This window comes from Parabacteroides sp. AF18-52 (assembly GCF_003479145.1).
Lineage (GTDB): Bacteria > Bacteroidota > Bacteroidia > Bacteroidales > Tannerellaceae > Parabacteroides > Parabacteroides faecis.
Genome location: NZ_QUGR01000007.1, coordinates 25,199 through 48,791 on the forward strand (window position 1 = coordinate 25,199; position 23,593 = coordinate 48,791).

Below are 23,593 nucleotides of genomic sequence, written 5' to 3' on the forward strand. Positions count from 1 at the left end.
TTGAAAATATAACAAATGTCATCTGATTATGACAAATGTCGCATGCTGTAGGCTTTTTCTTACAGATGTTACATTTATTATCGACTTGAGCAGGATTGTGATCGTCGGCTGTTCAGGCGGGTGGTATTTTTGTCGAAAATAATTGTTCAACAAATAAATTTAAACACATGAAAACATCACTCACTAAATGGTGCCTCAGTGTCTGCCTGTTATTTTTTATACAGACAGTTTACGCACAACAGGTGTCTGTAAAAGGTGTTATCACAGCCAAATCAGACGGATATCCTGTTATCGGTGCCTCTATTGTGCAGACAGGAACCACAAATGGGATCGTATCCGACCTGGATGGTAAATTTACACTGGATGTGCCGGCCGGCTCATCATTGACCATATCTTATATAGGTTATAAGACAATCACGTTGAAGGCTGCTCCGGAGATGGAGATCGTTATGGAAGACGATTCGCAGGCATTGGAAGAAGTGGTCGTAACAGGTTATACCACCCAGCGGAAAGCTGATCTGACCGGTGCCATATCGGTGGTCAGCATGGACGATATTGCAAAGCAAAATGAAAACAACCCTATGAAAGCATTGCAAGGACGTGTCCCGGGTATGAATATTACAGCCGACGGTAATCCGAGCGGAAACACCACGATCCGTATTCGCGGTATCGGGACGTTAAATAACAACGATCCTCTTTATATTATCGACGGAGTACCGACGAAAGCCGGCATGCATGAGCTGAATGGGAATGATATCGAATCCATTCAGGTTCTGAAAGATGCCGCTTCCGCTTCCATCTACGGTTCGAGAGCCGCAAACGGGGTAATCATCATTACGACTAAAAAGGGGAAGGAAGGACAGTTGAAGATCAACTTCGACGCATCGGTTGCTGCTTCTATGTACACGAATAAAATGGAGGTGCTGAATACCGAACAGTATGGCCGTGCCATGTGGCAGGCTTATGTCAATGAAGGACAGGATCCCAATACCAATGCCTTGGGTTACAAATATAATTGGGGATATGATCCGAACGGTTACCCGTTGCTAAACGGTATCAGCATGTCTAAATATCTGGATGCGGCCAATACGGTTCCGGCAGCGGATACCGACTGGTTTGACGAAACGACCCGTACCGGTATTATACAACAATATAATGTATCGGTAAGCAACGGCTCTGAAAAAGGAAGTTCTTTCTTCTCTTTGGGTTACTATAAAAACCTGGGTATTATTAAAGAGTCTGATTTCGAGCGTATCTCAGCCCGTATGAACTCTGATTATAATCTGATAGGGAAAGTCCTGACGATCGGTGAACATTTTACCTTGAATCGTACTTCTGAAGTACAGGCTCCGGGTGGCTTCCTGCAGAATGTATTGCAATTCAATCCCTCTTTGCCTGTATATACTATTAACGGAGAATATGCCGGCCCGGTAGGAGGATATCCCGATCGTGAAAATCCGGTAGCAAGACTCGAACGTAATTCGGATAACCGTTATACCTACTGGCGTATGTTCGGTGATGCTTATATAAACCTGAATCCGTTCAAAGGCTTTAATCTCCGCTCCACTTTCGGATTGGATTATGCCCAGAAAGCACAGCGTATTTTTACTTATCCGATTACCGAAGGAAATGTGGCAAACGATAAAAATGCTGTCGAGGCAAAACAGGAACACTGGACGAAATGGATGTGGAATGCGATCGCAACCTATAATCTGGAAGTGGGTAAACATCGTGGCGACGCTATGGTCGGTATGGAGCTTAACCGGGAAGATGATATGAGTTTCTCCGGTTATAAAGAAGATTTCTCTATTCTTACCCCTGATTATATGTGGCCGAATGCCGGTTCGGGAACGGCTCAGGCTTACGGTATAGCCGAAGGATATTCGTTGGTTTCCTATTTCGGGAAATTCAATTATGCTTATGACGATAAATACTTGGTCTCTTTAACCGTACGTCATGACGGTTCTTCCCGCTTCGGAAAGAACAACCGGTACGCCACTTTTCCTTCTTTCTCTGTGGGATGGCGTTTGAAACGTGAAAAGTTTATGGAAAGCATTACCTGGCTCGACGATCTGAAAGTTCGTGCTTCATGGGGGCAGACGGGTAATCAGGAAATCTCCAATATAGCCCGGCATACGATCTATGTTCCTAATTACGGCGTTACGGAGTCGGGAGGTCAAAGCTACGGGACTTCTTATGATATTGCCGGAACCAATGGCGGAAGTATCCTTCAGTCCGGATTTAAACGGAATCAGATCGGTAATGATGATATCAAATGGGAAACGACTGCACAGACTAATCTGGGGGTTGACTTTTCTCTTCTCGATCAGACATTGTACGGTTCGCTCGACTGGTTCCATAAAAAGACAACAGATATTCTGGTTGAAATGGCCGGTATTGCCGCTATGGGTGAAGGCAGTACTCAGTGGATCAATGCCGGAGAAATGAAAAACGTCGGTTTTGAATTTAATCTGGGTTACCGTAATACGACCTCTTTCGGTTTGAAATATGATCTGAGTGCGAATATCTCTACTTACAGGAATGAAGTTACCGCATTACCGGCCACGGTTGCGGCAAACGGTACTTTTGGAGGTAACGGTGTGCAGAGCGTGATAGGACATGCCAACGGTTCGCAGGTGGGTTATGTCGCTGACGGCATTTTCAGATCGCAGGAAGAAATTGATAACCACGCAACGCAGGAGGGGGCCGGTCTAGGACGTATCCGCTGGCGCGATCTGGATAATAACGGTGTGATCAATGAAAAAGATCAGCAATGGATTTACGACCCTACTCCCGCATTCAGCTATGGCTTGAATATCTATCTGGAGTATAAGAATTTCGATCTTACCATGTTCTGGCAAGGCGTTCAGGGAGTAGATGTCATCAGCGACCTGAAAAAAGAAACGGATTTGTGGAGTGGGTTGAATATCGGTTTCCTGAATAAAGGCAGGCGGGTACTGGATGCCTGGACGCCAACTAATTCCGGTTCGGATATTCCAGCATTATCACGCAGCGATTTGAATAATGAAAAACGGGTTTCCACCTATTTCGTGGAAAACGGTTCTTTCCTGAAACTGCGTAATATCCAGTTAGGCTATAATCTGCCGCAGTCTTTAACCAGAAAAATAAAGATGGAACGATTACGCTTTTATTTAAGTGCTCAGAATGCACTGACGATCAAGAGCAAGAGTTTTACGGGAGTGGATCCGGAAAATGCAAACTATGGTTATCCTATTCCGATGAATTTGACATTTGGCATTAACGTAGGTTTTTAATACAATAAATCGGTTTATCATGAAAAGAATAATATATACAACAATTTTAGGGCTAACCTTGATGTGCAGTAGTTGCTCCGACTTTCTGGAAGATCAGGTGCCTCAGGGTACGATCAGTGACGAACAGCTGAAAGATCCTGCTTATGTAGACAATCTGGTTATATCGGCTTATGCGGTATGGATCACGGCCGAAGATATCAATTCCTCTTTCTCTATGTGGAACTACGACGTACGTTCGGATGACGCTTATAAAGGAGGAAACGGTACGGAAGACGGAGATGTGTTTCATGCTTTGGACGTTTCACAGGGTATCATGACCACTGCCTGGAATATCAGCGACATGTGGCAACGCCTGTATAACTGTATTTCGCGTGTCAACACTGCATTGCAGTTGCTCGAACAGGTAGATGGAACCAATTATTCGTTGAAGCAGGAACGTATTGCAGAAATGCGCTTTCTGCGCGGACATGGTCATTTCTTACTGAAACGCCTGTACAAACAGATTGTATTTGCCAACGATGCAAACTTATCGCCCGAAGAATACAATTATTTGTCGAATACGACCTATACAAACGATGAAGGCTGGCAACAAATCGCCGATGATTTTCTGTTTGCTTATGAGAATCTGCCTGTAAAACAAGCGGAAAAAGGACGTCCGGCAAAAGCAGCAGCGGCAGCATACCTGGCAAAGACTTATCTCTACAAGGCGTATCATCAGGATAACGCAGGATCTCATGAAGTTACGGGGATCAGTTCTGAAGATTTGCTTCAGGTGGTGAAATATACGGAGAATGCGATTATGTCGGCTGGAGGTTGTGCGCTGGAGCCGGATTTCCATTCAAACTTCCGTCCGGAACCTCAGTATGAGAATGGACCGGAATCTTTATGGGCAATGCAGTATTCCATGAATGACGGGACAAATAACGGTAACTGTAACTGGTCTTACGGGTTGATCGTGCCGAATATACCCGGAGTGACTGACGGAGGTTGCGATTTCTATAAACCGAGCCAGAACCTGGTGAACGCATTCAGGACAGATGCGGCCGGACATCCGGTATTCGATTCTTTTAACAGCAAAGATTATGACTCGCAGTCGGATTATGCAGACCCTCGTTTGTTCCTGACTGTCGGAATGCCCGGATTCCCTTATGCTTTCAATAAGAAATACATGATGGACGAATCTACAACCTGGAGCCGTAGTAACGGACTTTATGGTTATTACGTGACTTTGAAACAGAATGTAGATCCTGATGGAGGTTATCTGATAAAAGGATCCTGGTGGGGATCTCCGATGAACCGGATCGTATTGCGTTATGCGGATGTATTGTTGATGCGCGCCGAAGCATTGATCCAGTTGAACGACGGCCGTATCAATGAGGCTATAGACCTGATCAACCAGGTACGTAACCGCGCCAGGCAGAGCACGTCTTCGATCTCGGATTATGAACTGGAATATGGCGTACGTTTTAATGTGCAACCTTACGCCGGAACTTACCCGCAGCAGGATGCCCTCAAATTATTGAAGTTCGAACGTCGTGTAGAGATGGCGATGGAATCGGAGCGTTTCTTCGACCTGGTCAGATGGGGAGAGGCTGCTGAGGTATTGAATAAGTTCTATGCAGAGGAAGCCAATGATTGTACAATCTATTCGAACGCTTTATTCACAAAGAATAAGAATGAGTATTTACCGATTCCGTTTGCCCAGATGAGTGCCAGCAATGGCAACTATACACAGAACTGTGGAGGCTGGTAATAATAATCTTTTTAAAGCATAAACATATGAAATCAATGATAAATAAAATCAGTTTGCTTCTTCTGGGATTTACGATACTGTTTGTTCTTCCGGGATGTAGTGATGACAATAAATCCGATCTTCAGTTGGATGGGGATACCTGGCTGACGGTTCTTGAACTGGATGATAATTACCAGGGAATCATAGACCGGACGACAAAAACGGTAACAGTGGCGGTTCCCGAAATATATCAAACGGACGCCATGAAGGTTACGGCTATTGAGGCTTCTGAGGGTGCTGTCACTTCCATACAGCCGGGCGATATGGTAAATTTCTCTTTCCCTCAGGTAATTAAGGTTTCAAATGGAGATGTTTTTCTGGATTTTACAGTTCAGATAAAACATGATGAGGCTAAGATAATCTCTTTCAAGTTGAATGATACGTATGCCGGGGTAATCGACCAGACTAACCATACTATTACCGTGCGTGTTCCGGGAACTGTGGATGTGAGGAATCTGGTGCCGGTGATAACGACGTCGGAAGATGCCCTTGTAACTCCGGCTTCCGGTCAGGCTGTCGATTTTACCGATCCTGTCGATTTCAAAGTAACATATAACACGGCTTCGGCGGTTTATAAAGTAACGGTTATTCCTACGGATGCCCCAAGTGCCATATATGTCGGTTTGGCTGCATCCATGGACCAGTTGAATGCAGAAGAGAAAGAAGCGGCAACCTGGATGCTGAATAATATTGCAAATTCACAATACATCTCTTTTGAAGATGTTCAGGCAGGAAGAATCGATTTAAGTGAATGTAAACTGATGTGGTGGCATCTGCATATCGACGGAGGCATCGATACGATGGACAAATTCGATAAAGCGGCTCCGCAGGCTGTTAATGCTTTAGTCAGGATGAAAGAGTTGTACAATGACGGTATGAATTTGTTGTTGACCCGTTATGCGACCTATTATGCGGCTAAACTGGGAGCGACTAAAGACGGGAACAATCCGAATAACTGTTGGGGACAGTCGGAAGAATCGGGTGAAATAGCCGGAGGTCCGTGGAACTTCTTTATCGCAGGACACGAATCTCATCCTATCTATCAGAACCTGATCATGAATAGCGGTGAAAATGATAAGGTTTACACCTGTGATGCCGGATACAGGATAACCAACAGTACGGCACAATGGCATATCGGCTCTGACTGGGGCGGCTATGATAATAATGATGTATGGAGAGAAAAGACCGGCGGAGTCGATCTGGGTTATGGCGGTGACGGTGCTATTGTGGTTTGGGAATACCTGCCGGAAGAAACCAAAGGCGGAATTGTCTGTATCGGTTCCGGTTGCTACGATTGGTATGCCTTCGGGGTAGATGCTTCGGGTGACAAATATCACGGGAATGTTGGCCGGATGACAGAGAATGCAATCAACTATTTAATGAGTAAATAAAAAATTAAATTATGAGAACAATGATATATTCATTTGCCCTGACTGCCTTACTGACATCATTTGTCGGTTGCAGTGACGACAACGATCCGGTCCTGACACAGAAAGACTGGGATGGAACCACGACTTATTTCGCTCCGACCGATGCTATGAGTTTTGATACTTATTATAAACCTTATGCCGGTTATGTAGGCGACCCGATGCCTTTTTACGACCCGGTTGCAGGAGACTTTAAAATAATGTACTTACAGGAATTCCGGCCGAATCAGGCCGGAACTTACCATCCTGTCTGGGCGTTAAGCACTGAAGATGCGGCTTCATATACGGCGTTGGGAGAACTGATCTCTTGCGGAGGTTTGGCGGAGCAGGATGCTGCTATCGGTACGGGCAGTACGATTTATAATCCGGCCGATAAATTGTATTACACATTCTATACAGGCAATAAATATCGTCCTACGTCTGCCGATAACGGTCAGGTTGTGATGGTGGCGACTTCTCCTGACTTTAAAACCTGGACAAAGAACCGCTCTTTTTATCTGAAGGGAGATATCAATGGTTATAGCAAAAATGATTTTCGTGACCCGTATGTTTTTGAAGGAGAAGACGGAAAATATCATATGCTTGTTTCTACGACCAAAGATGGGAAAGGAGTATTGGCTGAATATACGTCTGCCGATATGAATAACTGGGAACATGCAGGTATATTTATGTCAATGCACTGGGATCGCTTCTATGAATGTCCCGACGTTTTCAAGATGGGAGACTGGTGGTATCTGGTTTATTCGGATATGTCGAAATACTCCCGTAAGGTACAGTATTTTAAAGGCCGTACGTTGGATGAGTTGAAAAATACAACCGATCCTCTTGCCTTTCCGGATAATAAAGAAGGTGTTCTGGATTCACGTGCTTTTTATGCCGGAAAAACGGCTTCGGATGGAACAAATCGTTATATTTGGGGATGGTGTCCGACACGTCCGGGCAATGATAATACGGATGTCGGTGCGAATAATGAACCGGAGTGGGCAGGAAACCTTGTCGCCCATAAAATTATTCAGCATGCAGACGGTACATTATCTTTTGGGTTAATAGACGGCATTGGTAATAAGTTTACAACGGAATCGACCGTAAAGGTGATGGAGAAAAGTAACAGTGTATCTGAAAATGGTGGTAGTTACACGTTGACAGGTAGTTCGTATGTTCTTTTCAATCGTTTGAATGTACATAACAAGATATCGTTTACGGTGAAAACTGCCGGTAATGCGGATAAATTCGGTTTCTCCTTTGTTCGTGGCACCGATTCAGAAAAGTATTATTCGGTAGTTCTGAATCCGGAAGACAACGGTAATAAACGGAAAATAAATTTTGAAGAGGAAGGTGAGAACGGTAAAGGTTTTATCGCCGGAATAGATGGTTATCTGTTCGAGACTCCTACGGATCATGTATATAACGTGACCGTTTGTACGGATAATTCGGTTTGTGTGATTTATATAAATGATAACGTGGCTTATACAAACCGTATTTATGGTGTACAGCAAAATACATGGTCTGTCAATTGTTATTCGGGAACTGTGGAAGTGAGTAATCTGAAGATTAGCTATTATTAAGTAAGTAGAACATCAAAAGAATAAACGTACCATGAAAACACACGATCAGTATATCTATAAACTAAAAACGGCATGTATGGGATTCTTATTGGGAATAGCATCCATAGTCAATGCGGCAGATACTTCACTGACCATCCGGCATCTTGCCAATGAGCAGAATATCCTGTCGGTTAAGTCGGCGACAAGGTTTGTACTGCTTCCTGTTCAGGATAGTGCTCCGGAAGGAAAAGTGTATGTCGTAGTCGATAATCAGGCTGTGAAAGGAATGAATGTTCGTATGGCGAGAGAAAAGGTCGATTATTATGTGCCGCTGGACCTGACCGGGTTTGAAGGAAAGGACCTTGCGATCGACGTGCAGAATGTTCCCCAATCCTCTCTTTGTTGGAAAGAAATTAAATTATCCGATACGTTCGATCTGACAAATCGTGAGTCTTATCGTCCTGTCTATCACCATACACCGCCTTACGGGTGGATGAACGATCCGAACGGAATGTTTTATAAGGATGGCGTGTATCATTTGTATTATCAGTTCAATCCTTATGGTTCGACCTGGGGAAACATGCACTGGGGGCATTCCACCAGCACAGACCTGGTAAGCTGGAAACATGAAGATATAGCGCTGTCTCCTGACGCCTGGGGTTCTATATTCAGTGGTTCTTGCGTGGTAGACCATGATAATACGGCGGGTTTCGGAGCCGGTGCTGTTATTGCCATTTATACTTCCGCAAAGCCGACTCCCTGGGGAGATTGCCAGACACAGAGTCTTGCATACAGTCTGGATAACGGATATACATTTACCAAATATGCACATAATCCGGTATTGACATCCACGGAGCGCGATTTTCGAGACCCGAAAGTGTTCTGGTATGCACCGGATAAACATTGGGTGATGTTGTTGGCTGTAGGTCAGGAGATGGAAATTCATACCTCTGCCGATTTGAAAGAATGGAAGAAAGAAAGTACTTTCGGTGCAAAACAGGGGGCACATGGCGGAGTCTGGGAATGTCCGGATCTGGTGGAGCTTCCCGTTGAGGGGACCGGTCGGAAGAGATGGGTATTGATCTGCAACCTGAATCCTGGCGGCCCTTTCGGGGGAAGTGCCGCCCAATATTTTGTCGGTTCTTTCGATGGTAAAACATTTGTAAACGAATCGCCGGCAGTGACGAAATGGCTGGACTGGGGAAAAGATAATTACGCGACTGTAACGTGGAGCGATGCTCCCCTGGAACGTTGCATAGCATTGGGGTGGATGAGTAACTGGCAGTATCAGGCTATACTTCCAACCAAACAGTATCGGGGAGAGAATACGATAGCACGTGATCTGACTTTGTACGATCAGGGAGGAGAGCTTTATTTGAAGTCGTCTCCGTCTCCTGAAATAAAGAAGATCCGTAAGGAAAAAGTATCGATGCATTCTTTTAACGTAAGCGACACTTATGATATCGCGGAATTACTTAAGGATAATTCCGGTACGTACGAACTGGAAATGACAATAAAGAATATAAGTGCCGGGAAAGTCAAATTCTGCCTCTCAAATGAAAAAGGGAACAAGGTAGACATGTATTACGATATGAAACGTAAACTGTTTGTGATGGACCGTAGTCTGAGTGGCAAAGTAGATTTCAGTAAAGAATTCCCGGCTGTAACTGTTGCACCGATTGCTGAAACGAAGGAGATACAGATACGTTTGTTTGTAGATAAGTCCAGTATAGAGACCTTCGGTGAAGAGGGTAAGTTCGTTATGACTAATCTGGTATTTCCGGATGCTCCTTACAATCGTATCAGTTTCCAGTCTGAAGACGGTTCTTATAAAGTTTCCTCATTGAAGCTATATAAATTAACTCTTTAGAAGAAATAGTGCCTTGTTTTCAGTGTAAAGCGACGTTTGTAATAGTTTATGTGTGATTTGTTATCGTCTATTTTATAAGTATATCATACTTTTGCCATACACTTTGAGTATAATTTAATAACATGAAAACAGTATGAATTACGGTAAATTGTTAACTTTATTAGTTATGGCGTTTACTCTTTCGGGAAGTATGAACGCAGAAGATCTTACACTGAAAATTACGAAGAAATATCTGAATCTTCCGGTTTCTCATCAGAAAGAGCGGGCTGTGATGACTTTGGCTGTAGATGGAAAGCCTGTCCGTTCTTTTGATATCCGACTGGCATCGGGAGAGCCGGATTACTGGGTGTTTTGTGATGTATCTTCTTTCAAGGGGAAGCAGATAAAAATATCTTACCGCGGAGATGCCGCCGGTATGGATAAGATCTATCAGGCAGATGAAATAGCCGGGCAGGATAGTCTTTATAAAGAGACGAATCGTCCGCAAATACATTATACTCAACGCCGGGGATGGAATAACGACCCGAACGGATTGATTTATTATGAAGGCGAGTATCATCTGTTTTATCAACATAATCCTTATGAGCGCGACTGGGGAAATATGCATTGGGGGCATGCTGTAAGCAAAGACCTGATCCATTGGGAAGAGTTACCCATCGCTTTATTCCCGGACGAACATGGAACCATGTTTTCAGGATCGGCTGTGATCGATTATAAGAATACGGCTGGTTTCAATAAAGGCAATATTCCGGCGATGGTTGCTGTTTATACTGCCGATAGTCCGGAAAAACAGGTGCAATGTATTGCATATAGCCTGGATAAAGGGAGGACCTGGACAAAATATGACGGAAATCCGGTTGTCGATTCCAAAGCAAAGTGGAATAGTCATGATACCCGGGATCCGAAAGTCTTTTGGTATGAACCGACCGGTAAATGGGTGATGGTACTGAATGAACGGGACGGACATTCCATTTATAATTCGGACGATCTGAAGCATTGGACTTTTGAGAGCCATATCACCGGTTTTTGGGAATGTCCCGAATTATTCGAGTTACCGGTCGATGGAGTTACCGGTAATAAGAAATGGGTGATGTACGGAGCTTCCGGCACTTATATGATCGGCTCATTTGATGGCAGGACTTTCGTGCCGGAATCGGGTAAACATTATTATTCAACCGGAACGATCTATGCTGCCCAGACATTTACCAATATTCCTTCCGGCGACGGACGCAGGATACAGATTGGCTGGGGACGGATTTCTCATCCGGGAATGCCGTTTAACGGAACCATGTTGTTGCCTACGGTTTTATCTCTGCGGACGACAAAGGATGGCATTCGTTTATTCAGTGAGCCGATAAAGGAATTGGAGACCCTTCAAATAGCGAAAGGACAGTGGAAAGATCTGTCGGCAGAAAAAGCCGGAGAGTTATTGCAACTTTACAATCATACCGGCAGTCTTCGTATTCGTACGACTTTGTCTTTGTCACATGCCACCAATGCCGGATTGAGCCTGTATGGACAGAATCTGTTGGATTATGATATGAATTTTAATAAAGTGAACGGAGTCTTTTATTCTCCGGAAGATATGACCAGCATGGAGATTTCCGTTGATATTATTCTGGACAGGACTTCCGTAGAGGTGTTTGTGGACGGAGGTGCCTATTCCTATTCGATGGAAAGAAGGGCTGATCCGAGTAATAAAGACGGTTTCCGTTTCTGGGGGAATAATATACAGGTGAAGAACCTGGAAGTTTATGAACTTCAGTCTATTTGGAATAAATAAAATATAAAATCATGGAAAAGAATAAACCAGTAGTAGTCGGTATCGGTGAATTGCTTTGGGATGTTTTGCCCACCGGAAAAAGAGCCGGAGGAGCCCCGATCAACTTTGTCTATCATGCCACGCAGATGGGAGCGGAGGGATATGCGATCAGTGCTGTCGGGAATGATCTGTCCGGTACGGAAATTGTTCAGGAGTTGGAAAAGAACCATATCTCCAACAGCCTGGGAATCGTGGAATATCCGACCGGAAGTGTGATGGTCGAATTGAAAGAAGGTATTCCGACCTATACGATCATTGAAGGTGTAGCCTGGGATCATATTCCTCTGACTCAGGAATCGATCGATCTGGTAAAGAAAGCAGATGCCATTTGTTTCGGTACATTGGCTTTGCGTTCACAGGTATCCAAAGACACTATTTTGTCTTTGTTGACGTATGCCCGTGAAGAAGCCCTGCGCTTTTTCGATATCAATATCCGTCAGTCGTACTATTCAAAAGAACTGATAGAAACATTGCTCCACAAAGCGAATGTATTTAAAGTAAATGATGAAGAACTGATTTTACTTCGTGGCATGTGTGATTTGGAGGGCTCGGATGAAGAGGTCTGCCGCAAGATGCTGCGGAAATATAATCTGAAATATGTCATTCTGACGGCAGGCAGTGCATTCAGTTCTATCTATTCGCCGGATGAGCAGTCTACTATCCCGACACCTAAAGTTGAGGTGGTCGATACGGTCGGTGCCGGTGACTCCTTCTCCGGTGCGTTTGTTTACTCCCTGTTAACCGGGAAATCCTTGCGTGAAGCTCATCAGATCGCTGTAGAAACGGCCGCATTTGTTTGTACCCGGGAAGGCGCATGGCCTCCTTATCCTAATAAAGATTGATCATGAAAGAAAAAGGACTCTATATAAAGTTGATCCCGATCATGCTGGCGTTCTTCGCTATGGGATTTGTGGACTTGGTGGGTATTGCCTCTAATTATGTAAAGGCAGACCTCGGGTTGACCGATTCGGAAGCTAATATCTTCCCTTCTCTGGTTTTCTTCTGGTTTCTTATTTTCTCCGTTCCGACAGGAATGCTGATGAACCGTATCGGGCGGAAAAAGACTGTATTATTAAGCCTGGTTGTCACTTTTTTTTCTTTACTTCTGCCCATTTTTGGCGATGGTTATACGCTGATGCTTATTTCCTTTTCGCTGCTGGGTATCGGTAATGCATTGATGCAGACGTCACTTAACCCATTGCTTTCGAATGTGATACGAGGAGATAAACTGGCCAGTAGCCTTACTTTCGGTCAGTTTGTAAAGGCAATCGCCTCTTTCCTTGCACCGTATATCGCTATGTGGGGAGCAACGGCAGCAGTTCCTTCGTTCGGTCTTGGATGGCGTGTGTTATTCCCGGTCTATATGGTCATTGCGGTCATCGCTATTCTGTTGCTGGGAGCAACGCAGATAGAAGAAGAGAAACCGGAAGGGAAACCTTCTACATTCAGCGAATGTTTTGCCTTGTTGGGTAAGCCCTTCATCTTATTATGCTTTATCGGGATCATGTGTCATGTCGGTATCGATGTCGGTACGAACACGACAGCACCGAAGATATTGATGGAACGTCTCGGAATGGGACTTCATGATGCTTCGTTCGCAACCAGTCTTTATTTTATCTTCCGTACGGCAGGTTGTTTCCTCGGAGCAATTATCCTGAGTCGTATGTCGGCAAAGCTGTTTTTCGGGATCAGTGTGATGATGATGGCTGCGGCTATGGTCGGACTATCCATTTTCCAGAGTAAAGATATCATATATATATGTATTGGATTGATCGGATTAGGGAACTCCAATGTATTCTCGATCATCTTCTCTCAGGCTATCCAATCGATGCCGCAACGGAAGAATGAAATATCCGGCCTGATGATTATGGGATTGTTCGGAGGAACAATTTTTCCTCTGTTTATGGGGCTCCTTTCGGATGCGATGGCTTCCCAACTAGGTGCTGTGATCGTGTTGAGTATAGGCGTATTGTATTTGATATTCCTTTGCCCAAAATTGAAATCGGCCTGATGGACCTGTAAGATTCATACAAATAGAATCAGTGCCGGATCATACGACTGCATGGTCCGGCACTGAACTCAAAACTACTTTGCTATATTATTCCCAGCTAATATCCAGGGCGTTATATCCTTTGGTCTCATCACTGTTAAAGTTGTAATGATACAAGCGTCCTTTCTTTGTCTTTAGATTCAGGTAAGTATAACTTGCTCCTAAATACAGGTAGAACGAGTTGATGGAAATCTCAGATCCGGTAGGGTAACATGGGATAGGGATTTTTTCTGTATCATTATTATAGAAATACCAGGCTGTTGCACTCGATTGATAGCCACCTGCCGGTGTGATAACATTCGTGGTGGCATCTAATGTAAATATAAAATCAGTACCGGAATTCAGATAGTTGGTGATCTTATATTTGTTCGTACCTTCCATTTGCAGGATATCTTGTTTGAATGCCGGGAAGATGGAACCGAATTTGAACGTTGCCTCTTTGATGGCAACTTCCCAACTGGCAACTAATACCGAACCTGTGAATTTACTGGCTCCGTCGAGTATTGAATAGGGATCTGCATATTCGCTGCCGTCTATCTCGAGGCGGTAAGAATAGGGAGTTGCCGTTGCAGCATTCGGAAAACTGATCTTGATAGTTGAAATGCTTTGACCGGCAGTAAATTCTACTTTTGTCGGAATGGAGAGCACTTCGTCCTGGCTAAGTATTTTAATGGGTACGGATGCGGCAGATGCGGTTTGTTCGCGCCCTATTTTCAACGTGATGGCATATTCTTCCGAGGCATCGATTACTTTAGATGCTTCGTTCGTACTCAGGAAATAAACCTGCATGCAGTTCGGAGATGTTTGCGGACCGGGTTCGTAAGAATCATCGTCGTTGCATCCTGTGAAACCGAATCCAATCAGACCGGTCAACAGATATATAATGTTTTTAATTGTTTTCATAAGATTATTCATTTACTGATTTGAGAATAGACGGATTATTCAGACCAGAGTTTGATCGCCATGGTTGGGTCCGGATTATTGATGACACTGTCGTTGATCCTGTTTTCCGTTTCTGTGATATAGATATTAAGCCATGGGGCAACATATCCCAGAATGGAATTGAAACGTTGTGAAGCGACATGATTAGTTCCTTTGTATCCGCGGACTATTTGCATTTCCAGGCGTTTGTAATCAAAATAGATAATACCTTCTCCCCAGAATTCGATGCGTTTCTGTACTATTAACTTATCCATAAACTCTTCTATTCCGGCTAATTGCCCGCATTCATACGAACCGTCTGTGTAGCGATATTGGTTCATAAAACTTTCCAGTGCGGATACCCCGGCTTCCATACCTTGTGTAAATGCCAGTGCTTCTGCTTCGATGAAATACATTTCTTCAATTCGCATGACCGGAATGTCTGTTGCTGCCCCGATTTTGTAGGTATCCATTTCGCCTGAACCCGGACGGAATTTGAAACCTGTGTATGCTGGTGTTTTTGCCCAGTTCTCATCGCTTAATAATGTGTGATATTTGGCCGAAGGAGCTTTTCCGGCATCTTCAGGGGCAATCCAGGTTACTTTTCGCCAGTCACCGTCGGGTATCTGGTCGAAAAGGCTTTTACTGATCATCCTGTATGTGTTGTACTTATAGTTAGCCACACCGAATGTTGTTTCCGGCGATATGTTACCGATAAAATTCTTGTAATTTGAGTTTATGGAGTTGGTACCGATAATGATGCCCAACATCCACGACATTTGCGAATCACTTTTATTAAAACCTGAAGTCGTGTTATGCCATTGATCTTCCGTCAATGGCGAATAGGCTCCGGAGTTGATCGCTTTTCGTGCGTATTCCAGTGCTTTGGCATAGCATCCTTCAGCAGATGTTACTCCCAGAGGGACCAGATCCTGGAGCTCGGCATCGCTTTCATGAGACATTTGCGTCGATAGGTCATCCGGATAAAGCCGGAAACGTGTTGCAATCTCCAGCCAGGTACGTGCTTTCAACCCGTAGACAACTGTCAGGTCCGGAGTGTTCCTGGCTTTGCGTGTAAAACCGGCCAGATATTCTTCAGCTTTGTCGAGGTCATTCAGAATAAAACGGTACATCTTGTAGAAAGGAGCACGCGGGTTGTTTTTGGCCTCTTCTTCAGATATATTTTCCGTTATGATAGGAACTGTAAGGCCGTAAATCTTATCGGCTGCGGCTTTACTATCCAGGCTTGATACTCCTGTGTGCTTATATTCGAACATACAGGATAACTCCAGATATGCCAGCGCCCGGTAAGCCAGAGAGCTGCCCAGATATTGTTTGGCCGCTTCAGTCGCTTCTTCCGGGTCGACTGTACGGATGGTACTGTGGGCATTGTTGATCAATCGGTAATAAAAATACCAGATAATCTGTTGATATGAATAATTTCCCAGATAATTCGTACTGCCCCACGGGTTATTAAAATAATCGTATCCTGTTTTGCTGACCGGGAAGTCGTTACACATAACATCCCGCGAGGTCATAATGGCAGGATAGCCGTAATCTGTAGCTCCGGCACTGGTGCTGTTCAGAATATTATATGCATTCATATGGGCTGCTGTCGCGTTTGCCAGGGCTTCCAGTGCCGTGGTCGACTTTGCTACTTGTTCCGTTGAAGCGACATCTGTCGGGAATGTCTCTTCAATACAGCTGCTTAATAAAGTGGCTGCTGTACAAAAAGCGATTGTTTTTATAGATATTTTTTTCATCTTTACTTCGTTTTCAAATTAGAACTGGACATTTATGCCTCCTGAAATACTCCGGACAGGCGAGTAGGATAATCCGGACGGGTTACCTTCGAAATTGCTACGCGGGTCGAAACCTTTTCGTTTTGACCAGTAGAAGAGGTTGTCGCCGGCTACATAGACACGTACCTTGTTAAGGTATAAAGTTTTAACCAGTTTAGTGGGGAACGTATATCCCAGATTGACATTTTGTAAAGTTAACCAACTGGCATCTGTTAACCAACGGTCGGAGGAACTCGTCGTATTGGTGTCTGCATATTGCCAACGTGGAATATTGGATGTCTGGTTGTCTTCCGACCAGGCGTTCAGGATATCTTTGTGAATATTAGATCCTGTTGAACCGGCAATAGGCGACCCCATCAGGGATGCATAGTCCTTGTCATAGAATTTCCCTCCGATAGAGTAAGAGAAGGATACGCCCAGGTCGATTCCTTTAAATGACAGATTGGTCCCGAAACCTCCGTACAGGTCGGGGAGGGCCGTTCCGCATAAATGGTAGTCAGCATCACTGTACACTGTTGTTTTTTGCTCGTTTCCCTCTTTGTCGGTATAATACCACATCTGTTGCCCTTCTTCGGATACTCCGGCATATCTTTTTAGACGCCAGCTATACATAGGAAGGCCTTCTCCATAAAATTGGTTACTGCTGGGATAACCTTTATATCCGTCTAATTCGGTCCCTTTTCTGTCTTCAGCCAGATAGGTGATCTTGTTTTTATAATGGGTCAGGTTCAGATTGACCGACCAATTCAGATCTTTCGTCCGTATGGGTGTGACAGTCAGGTCCAGTTCGAGCCCTTTATTGGTCATATCGCCGATATTGTCGTAATATCCGCTGTATCCCATCGAGAGGGGAGTACCTAGCCAGCATAACATATCAGTCGTTTTGCGGTAAAAATAATCGATACTTCCGTTCAGTCGTCCCTGGAATAATTCGAATTCGAGGCCTGTATTGAAGTTCCCGTTTGTTTCCCAGGTTATCTCTTTATTCCCTTTTGTTTTGAATACGAGTGAGATCGATCCGTCTGAGTCCTGGATATCATAGGTATCCGTATATCTGTTATAACCTATGTCGTCATTTCCTTGTGAGCCGTATGATACTTTATATTTCAGCATGTCGATCCAGTTTTGTTTGAACCAATCTTCTTTGCTGATAATCCATGCACCGCCGACCGACCAGAAGTTTCCCCAGCGGTGATCCGGATGGAAACGTGAGGAAGCATCCCGGCGATAAGAGCCGGAGATAAAATATTTTTCCTTGAAGTCGTATTGTCCGCGTAAGAAATAACCTTCTGTATTGTAATCTTCCGATTTAGAATTAGTATCGTTCAGAGTAATAGCTCCGGCCAGTTCCTGGTTGTCAAAATAAGAATACATATTTGTTTTACTTCCCCATACATATGCATAATTGTATTTGAAGTTTTCATGTCCGATCAAAGCAGAAATGCTATGATCGCCAATTTTCTTATTATAATTTAATAATTGCTGGAAGTTGACTGTCGTAGTGCGATAATGGTACGTATAGACATATCCGCCCTGTCCGGCATAATAGCCATAGAAGGGTTGTGTAGTCGATGTTTTTCGTCGTTCATAATCAGAAACACCCAGATTAAGAGTGAATTTGAAATCGTTCAGGAATGAGATATCCATGAAACCGCTTGCATTAATGGAATTCCCGTTTGTTTTATTTGTGTTTAACCGGTCTGTCTGTAACGGGTTGGTGTTGGGGAGCACGGAACGTTCCAAACCTGCATTATTGCCTTTTCCGTAATCATATACATTGCCGTTTTCATCCTGCAGGATATTCCCCTGGCCATCACGGACGTAGAGAGGGTAGATCGGAGCGATTGTAGTGACGTGGCCGAATAAATTCGTAGAACTCAAGTCGCTGGGGTCTACACCGGAAATACCGTTTGTTATACTGTGTGTGTAACTGACATTTCCACCGGCTTTTAACCATTTCTTTGCCTGGTAGGCGGCTTTTAAACGACCGGAATAACGTTCGTAGTCGGCGTTGCAGACAACGCCTTCATTCTTAAGATAACCTAACGACAGGTAGAACTGGAGTTTCTCCGTGCCTCCGTTTATGTTTAGATTATATTCCTGGCGCAGGGAGGAGCGGTAGGCTTCTTTCTGCCAGTCGTCGGGCGTTAATAAGTAATCTTGTCCGTTATAGTTAACGATGTTGCCTAAAGTTGCGTTAGGGTTCAGACGTCCGTTTTCTCCGATCAGGTATTGTCCGTCCGGTACATTATATATCATATATCCCAATCCGCCGTTGGCAGAAGATTGCGGAATCATTTCGTTTGCGTGTTTATGTGCATCATAAACGCTTTGGCCTTGTCCACGTTGATAATAATTGTAAAGGGCCAGATAATGTTGTTCGTAATATTGTCCGGGATCGGTAATATAATCATACAGTTTGGCGGCATGTGTATTAACCCCCCATTTGGCATCCAATGTGACAACCGCGTCGCCGGCTTTTGCTTTTTTTGTCGTGATCATGATCACACCATTAGCTCCACGGGCACCGTACAGGGCATTTGATGCGGCATCTTTCAGGACGGTCAGTGATTCTACGTCTGACGGGTTGATATTGTTCCAACCGCCATCATAGGGTATTCCGTCCAGGATAATTAGCGGGTCTTTGCCTGCGTTGATCGAGCTAAGACCACGAATACGGATTTCGGGAGTTGCATCAGGGGCTCCTGACGCATTTATCATTTGTACACCAGCCACTTTTCCGTTCAATGCGTCTACAACATTCGTCACCTGCCGGGTACTTATGTTTTCTGCTTTTACAACACCGGCAGAACCGGTAAAAGCAGCTTTCTTTTGTTCTCCGAAGGCAACGACAAGCACTTCACCCATTTGTTGGACATCTGTCTTTAATACTATTTTTAAATTCGGTTTAATCGCTGTCTCTTCGGGTTGCATACCTAAAAATGAGACGACCAGAGTCTGTGCAGAACTTGGTACATTTGATAAAATGAATTTTCCGTCTGCATCGGTGATTGTTCCTATATTCGTTCCTTTTATCAATACGGTTGCTCCCTGGATGGGCTCGCTGTCTTCTTCCGAGAATACAGTACCGTTTACTGTGATTTTTTGCGCAAGAGCCAGAGTGATACTAGCTAAAAGGCTTCCTAACAATAATATAAGCTTCTTTTTCATAATGGATAATTATAGTTTAATATACTGTTTCCTGATTTGTTTTTCAAGGAATTACTAGTGTGACCTCTTTATATATGCAAATATAATAAATTTTATCAAAAAACAAATTTAAATTTACAAAATGATGTTTTATGGTGTGTTTTACTTACCATCTCTTATTTTCTACCCTGTTGGTATAGCTCTATTTTTTGATGCTATAAAAACAAGTTATATATGAGATATAATCAGGGTATTGAATTTAAATGTACCAAGTTCTGCACAGACTAATTCAAATAGTTTTTAAATAAAAACTCTATATTTTAATGTTGTTTTTCTCAAATATATATGCTTCCTTTGGGATAACTTACCATCTGTATCCTATTCTGACATAAGTTTACTGTGGTGTTTTGTCAACTTATTTCAGGACAGGACATCCTTTACTTTTTAGCGGCTGATAATTGTGAGCCATACGGTTGATGATTGTCAGCCAAGCGGTCGATAATTATCAGCCAAGCGGCTGACGGTTATCAACCGCTGATTAGTCGCCGTAGTAATTGGAATTAGTATGCATAGTAATTCAAAAAAACATGGTAGGAAACCTGAAAAGATACCGAATCATTTTGTTCTTGTTTGTCAGGTTCAAAAACTTTACTACTTTTGTTTATCGAAAAAACAGAAAACAAAATATCAATCAGTTATGGCAGATATCAAGCAGTATGTAAAGTCAGCAGAAGAGAAAATGTCGTTCGCAATCGATTATCTTGACGAACAGTTAGCTCATATCCGTGCCGGAAAGGCTAATCCGAAGATTCTTGACGGAGTGAAGGTCCCTTATTATGGAGGTCTTGTTCCTCTGACAAATGTGGCTTCGGTTACTACTCCGGATGCAAAAACGATTATTATCACTCCCTGGGAAAAGCCGCTTATCAAAGAGATTGAGAAAGCGATCATGAATTCTGAAATAGGTATCACTCCAGAAAATAACGGTGAAGTGATCCGTTTGGGTATTCCTCCGTTGACGGAAGAACGTCGTCGTAATTTGGCAAAACAATCCAAACAGGAAGCTGAAACGGCAAAGATCAGTATCCGTAATGCACGTCGCGATGCTATCGAATCGATAAAGAAAAGTGTGAAAGCCGACGGAACTCCTGAAGACGTGGCAAAAGATACGGAAGCGGAAGTTCAGAAGATACATGATAAGTTTGTTAAAAAGGTAGATGACCTCTACGCTGCTAAAGAAAAAGAAATAATGACAGTTTAACTTGTAGGGGCGAAACATTTTTCGCCCTTCTTTTTTTATAAGATAATAAATAGAAAATGAAAGGACTGGTAATAAAGAATACAGGTAGCTGGTATACCGTACGTACCGATGACGGACGTGATGTGGAAAGTAAAGTAAAAGGAAATTTCCGTTTGAAAGAGATCCGCAGCACGAATCCCGTCTCTGTCGGTGACCGGGTTGATATCAATATCAATAATGAAGGAACTGCCTTTATTACCGAGATCGAAGACCGGAAGAATTATATTATCCGCCGGGCCTCCAATCTATCCAAACAGTCGCATATTATTGCTGCCAACCTGGATCAGGCTATGCTGATCGTGACTGTTAATTATCCTGTCACTACCACGGTTTTTATCGACCGTTTTCTGGCTACGGCAGAGGCTTACCGCGTGCCGGTCAAATTGGTTTTCAATAAGATCGATCGTTACAAAGGCGAAGATAAAGAATATCTGGATGCTTTGATCAATTTATATACGACGATCGGTTATCCTTGTTCCACTCTCTGTGCCAAGACGGAAGAAGGACTCGATGCGCTCAGAGATGATTTGAGAGATAAGATAACGCTTTTATCAGGACATTCGGGAGTCGGAAAATCGACTATAATCAATAAACTGGTTCCGGGTGTGAATCTTCGGACTGGTGATATTTCCGAATATCATAATAAAGGAATGCATACCACCACCTTTTCTGAAATGATCCCGTTGCCGGAAGGCGGCTACCTGATCGACACTCCGGGGATCAAAGGATTTGGAACGATCGAAATGGAAACGGCAGAGATTTCCCACTATTTCCCCGAAATATTTAAGTTTTCCGAAGATTGCAGATTCAGTAATTGCTCCCATCGGCACGAACCGGGTTGTGCAGTGTTGCAGGCACTTGAAGAACATTATATCAGCGAATCCCGTTATAAGAGTTACCTCAGTATCCTGGAGGATAAAGAGGAAAGTAAATATCGGGAAGACTATTAAACAGCCGGCAGGCTCATGCCTGTGATCTTACGGTAAAGGTCGAGTGCATATACATCGGTCATACCTGAAATATAATCGAGTACACATTGTATTTTCCCATAAGTTGTTGGTGCGTTTGTGTCGTATTGCTCCGGAATACGTTGCAGTAATAGCTTACTGTATGCATGACTTTGGTTCATCACCGCTTCTGTCAGGCTGTCGATCAGATGACTGAAAATATGGTACCCCGCCAGTTCTATGTCCAGAACTTCTTTTGCACGGTAAATCTTTTTGTAAGCCGTTTTAGAACAAGCCGCATACGCTTCTTTAGCCTGCTCGCCGATCTGCTCTATTAGCGGGGCGTTATAAGTTCCGTCAAGTATACCTTGTTCATTTTCCAGGAAAACGCGTGAACATTCATCTACCAGAAGTCCGATAATGCAAGAGCGGAGATAAGCGATCTGTTCGTTTGTATCGTCCACCATTTTCATGACACGGGTGATATGATCCAACCGTTCTCCTTCAAAGAAGTTTAGTAGCAGTTGGATAGCCTCTTCGGTTGTCAGGATATGAAGCTTGCATGCATCTTCTATATCCATGATCTGGTAACAGATATCGTCGGCGGCTTCAACCAGATAAACCAATGGGTAACGGACGAATTTGTTATCATCTTCCGGATTGCGGTTTATGCCGAGTTCTGTGGCGATACGCATATAGGTCTCTTCTTCAGACTGGAAAAAGCCGAATTTTCCTTTTTTGCCTGAATAAACTGATGCATAAGGATATTTGACGATAGAAGCTAATGTGCTGTATGTTAAAGCAAATCCACCTTTTCGTCTTCCGATGAATTGATGGGTAAGCAAGCGTATCGCATTGGCGTTTCCTTCAAAATGAAGAAAATCTTCCCAGCGTCCTCCGGCTGATCGGATCTCACTTTCCAGATAACTGCCGTTCCCTTCCAGGAAATAAGCGGAGATAGCCCTTTCTCCGGAATGCCCGAAGGGGGGATTTCCCATATCGTGTGCCAGGCAGGCAGCAGAAACAATAGAACCTATTTCCGGAAAATTGATACTTCCGTCGGGATACTTCTGCATCAATCCTTTGGATACATTATTACCTAATGAACGGCCTACACAGGATACTTCAAGGCTGTGTGTCAAACGGTTGTGTACGAAAATGCTTCCCGGTAAGGGGAACACCTGCGTTTTGTTCTGTAATCTGCGGAAAGGGGAGGAGAAAATTAAACGGTCATAATCCCGCTGGAAGTCGGTACGTTCGTGTTTACGTTCGTGATACTCTTCCATTCCAAAGCGTTTACCTGATAATAATTGGGTCCAGTCCATAGTTCAAATTAATAATGTAGTTCTACAAAGGTAATTAAAATGTGGATACGGTTTTAGTATTTGGGCTAGACTTTATTTGTAAAGGGGGTAAGTCCTACAAGAACTATTGTACTTTGAATACAAATGTATTTAATAATTTTATTAATAAGTGATATTTAAGGCTGAATGTTCAATACAAAAGTGAAATTTAGATATATTTAACCATTAAAATATTAATATTTGCTGTTTGTTTCTCGATTATATCAAAGCGAACCACTCTATGTAACGTAGTTCTTGTAGAACTCTGTGTAACCTGAAGTTAATTGGATACAACCGTTAATAAATTAACCGGATTTAAAAAAGTGTATTATGAAAAATTATTTATTGTC

Annotated in this window: 14 protein-coding genes; 10 read left to right on the plus strand and 4 right to left on the minus strand. The window is 43.5% G+C overall.

Features of this window, described 5'->3' with window-relative positions:
* Positions 1–167 precede the first annotated feature (167 nt).
* The 8 genes from DWX23_RS13020 (at position 168) to DWX23_RS13055 (ending at position 13,741) form a co-directional block, all read left to right on the plus strand.
* Positions 168–3,275, plus strand: coding sequence for a TonB-dependent receptor (locus DWX23_RS13020; RefSeq protein ID WP_122374799.1), 3,108 nt, complete (start codon positions 168–170; stop codon positions 3,273–3,275).
* A gap of 19 nt (positions 3,276–3,294) precedes the next feature.
* A complete protein-coding gene (locus DWX23_RS13025) occupies positions 3,295–5,028 on the plus strand; it encodes a RagB/SusD family nutrient uptake outer membrane protein (RefSeq protein WP_122351889.1) in 1,734 nt (577 codons plus the stop codon).
* 26 nt (positions 5,029–5,054) lie between these two features.
* The gene (locus tag DWX23_RS13030; RefSeq protein WP_122374800.1) at positions 5,055–6,458 is read left to right on the plus strand and encodes a DUF4960 domain-containing protein; all 1,404 of its coding nucleotides are present in this window, start codon (positions 5,055–5,057) and stop codon (positions 6,456–6,458) included.
* 11 nt (positions 6,459–6,469) lie between these two features.
* A complete protein-coding gene (locus DWX23_RS13035; RefSeq protein WP_122374801.1) occupies positions 6,470–8,059 on the plus strand; it encodes a glycoside hydrolase family 32 protein in 1,590 nt (529 codons plus the stop codon).
* A 31-nt stretch (positions 8,060–8,090) separates the two neighbouring features.
* Positions 8,091–9,908: a DUF4980 domain-containing protein gene (locus tag DWX23_RS13040; protein ID WP_122374802.1), complete on the plus strand. Its 1,818-nt coding sequence runs from the start codon at positions 8,091–8,093 to the stop codon at positions 9,906–9,908.
* A gap of 166 nt (positions 9,909–10,074) precedes the next feature.
* Entirely contained in the window at positions 10,075–11,691 is a 1,617-nt protein-coding gene (locus DWX23_RS13045) for a DUF4980 domain-containing protein (protein WP_370449237.1), read from the plus strand.
* Between the two features lie 11 nt (positions 11,692–11,702).
* Positions 11,703–12,572 carry a carbohydrate kinase gene (locus DWX23_RS13050; protein WP_122374803.1) on the plus strand — a complete coding sequence of 290 codons (870 nt, stop codon included), beginning with the start codon at positions 11,703–11,705 and terminating at the stop codon, positions 12,570–12,572.
* Positions 12,573–12,574: 2 nt separating this feature from the next.
* Positions 12,575–13,741 carry an MFS transporter gene (locus DWX23_RS13055; protein WP_122374804.1) on the plus strand — a complete coding sequence of 389 codons (1,167 nt, stop codon included), beginning with the start codon at positions 12,575–12,577 and terminating at the stop codon, positions 13,739–13,741.
* Positions 13,742–13,828: 87 nt separating this feature from the next.
* On the opposite strand, the gene DWX23_RS13060 is transcribed toward DWX23_RS13055, so the two are convergent.
* The 3 genes from DWX23_RS13060 to DWX23_RS13070 are packed head-to-tail and all read right to left on the minus strand — an operon-like array spanning position 13,829 to position 19,674.
* Positions 13,829–14,683, minus strand: a complete 855-nt coding sequence (locus DWX23_RS13060; RefSeq protein ID WP_147382538.1) for a hypothetical protein — start codon at positions 14,681–14,683, stop codon at positions 13,829–13,831.
* Between the two features lie 35 nt (positions 14,684–14,718).
* Entirely contained in the window at positions 14,719–16,464 is a 1,746-nt protein-coding gene (locus tag DWX23_RS13065) for a RagB/SusD family nutrient uptake outer membrane protein (RefSeq protein WP_122374806.1), read from the minus strand.
* Between the two features lie 18 nt (positions 16,465–16,482).
* Complete coding sequence (locus tag DWX23_RS13070; protein WP_122374807.1) at positions 16,483–19,674, minus strand: TonB-dependent receptor; 3,192 nt, start codon at positions 19,672–19,674, stop codon at positions 16,483–16,485.
* A gap of 676 nt (positions 19,675–20,350) precedes the next feature.
* Between DWX23_RS13070 and frr the strand changes: the two genes are divergently transcribed.
* Positions 20,351–20,914, plus strand: a complete 564-nt coding sequence (gene frr, locus DWX23_RS13075; RefSeq protein WP_122374808.1) for a ribosome recycling factor — start codon at positions 20,351–20,353, stop codon at positions 20,912–20,914.
* Positions 20,915–20,970: 56 nt separating this feature from the next.
* The gene (gene rsgA, locus DWX23_RS13080) at positions 20,971–21,903 is read left to right on the plus strand and encodes a ribosome small subunit-dependent GTPase A (RefSeq protein WP_122374809.1); all 933 of its coding nucleotides are present in this window, start codon (positions 20,971–20,973) and stop codon (positions 21,901–21,903) included.
* Here the strand turns inward: rsgA and dgt are convergent.
* Positions 21,900–23,225, minus strand: coding sequence for a dGTP triphosphohydrolase (dgt, locus tag DWX23_RS13085; RefSeq protein WP_122351876.1), 1,326 nt, complete (start codon positions 23,223–23,225; stop codon positions 21,900–21,902). The two genes, rsgA and dgt, sit on opposite strands and share 4 nt — an antisense overlap.
* Positions 23,226–23,593: the final 368 nt, after the last annotated feature.

Bases quoted from the DNA above. Each gene is read 5' to 3' on its own strand.
- DWX23_RS13020 (WP_122374799.1), top strand. From the start codon at position 168: ATGAAAACATCACTCACTAAATGGTGCCTCAGTGTCTGCCTGTTATTT.
- DWX23_RS13025 (WP_122351889.1), top strand. From the start codon at position 3,295: ATGAAAAGAATAATATATACAACAATTTTAGGGCTAACCTTGATGTGC.
- DWX23_RS13030 (WP_122374800.1), top strand. From the start codon at position 5,055: ATGAAATCAATGATAAATAAAATCAGTTTGCTTCTTCTGGGATTTACG.
- DWX23_RS13035 (WP_122374801.1), top strand. From the start codon at position 6,470: ATGAGAACAATGATATATTCATTTGCCCTGACTGCCTTACTGACATCA.
- DWX23_RS13040 (WP_122374802.1), top strand. From the start codon at position 8,091: ATGAAAACACACGATCAGTATATCTATAAACTAAAAACGGCATGTATG.
- DWX23_RS13045 (WP_370449237.1), top strand. From the start codon at position 10,075: ATGGCGTTTACTCTTTCGGGAAGTATGAACGCAGAAGATCTTACACTG.
- DWX23_RS13050 (WP_122374803.1), top strand. From the start codon at position 11,703: ATGGAAAAGAATAAACCAGTAGTAGTCGGTATCGGTGAATTGCTTTGG.
- DWX23_RS13055 (WP_122374804.1), top strand. From the start codon at position 12,575: ATGAAAGAAAAAGGACTCTATATAAAGTTGATCCCGATCATGCTGGCG.
- DWX23_RS13060 (WP_147382538.1), bottom strand. From the start codon at position 14,683: ATGAAAACAATTAAAAACATTATATATCTGTTGACCGGTCTGATTGGA.
- DWX23_RS13065 (WP_122374806.1), bottom strand. From the start codon at position 16,464: ATGAAAAAAATATCTATAAAAACAATCGCTTTTTGTACAGCAGCCACT.
- DWX23_RS13070 (WP_122374807.1), bottom strand. From the start codon at position 19,674: ATGAAAAAGAAGCTTATATTATTGTTAGGAAGCCTTTTAGCTAGTATC.
- frr (WP_122374808.1), top strand. From the start codon at position 20,351: ATGGCAGATATCAAGCAGTATGTAAAGTCAGCAGAAGAGAAAATGTCG.
- rsgA (WP_122374809.1), top strand. From the start codon at position 20,971: ATGAAAGGACTGGTAATAAAGAATACAGGTAGCTGGTATACCGTACGT.
- dgt (WP_122351876.1), bottom strand. From the start codon at position 23,225: ATGGACTGGACCCAATTATTATCAGGTAAACGCTTTGGAATGGAAGAG.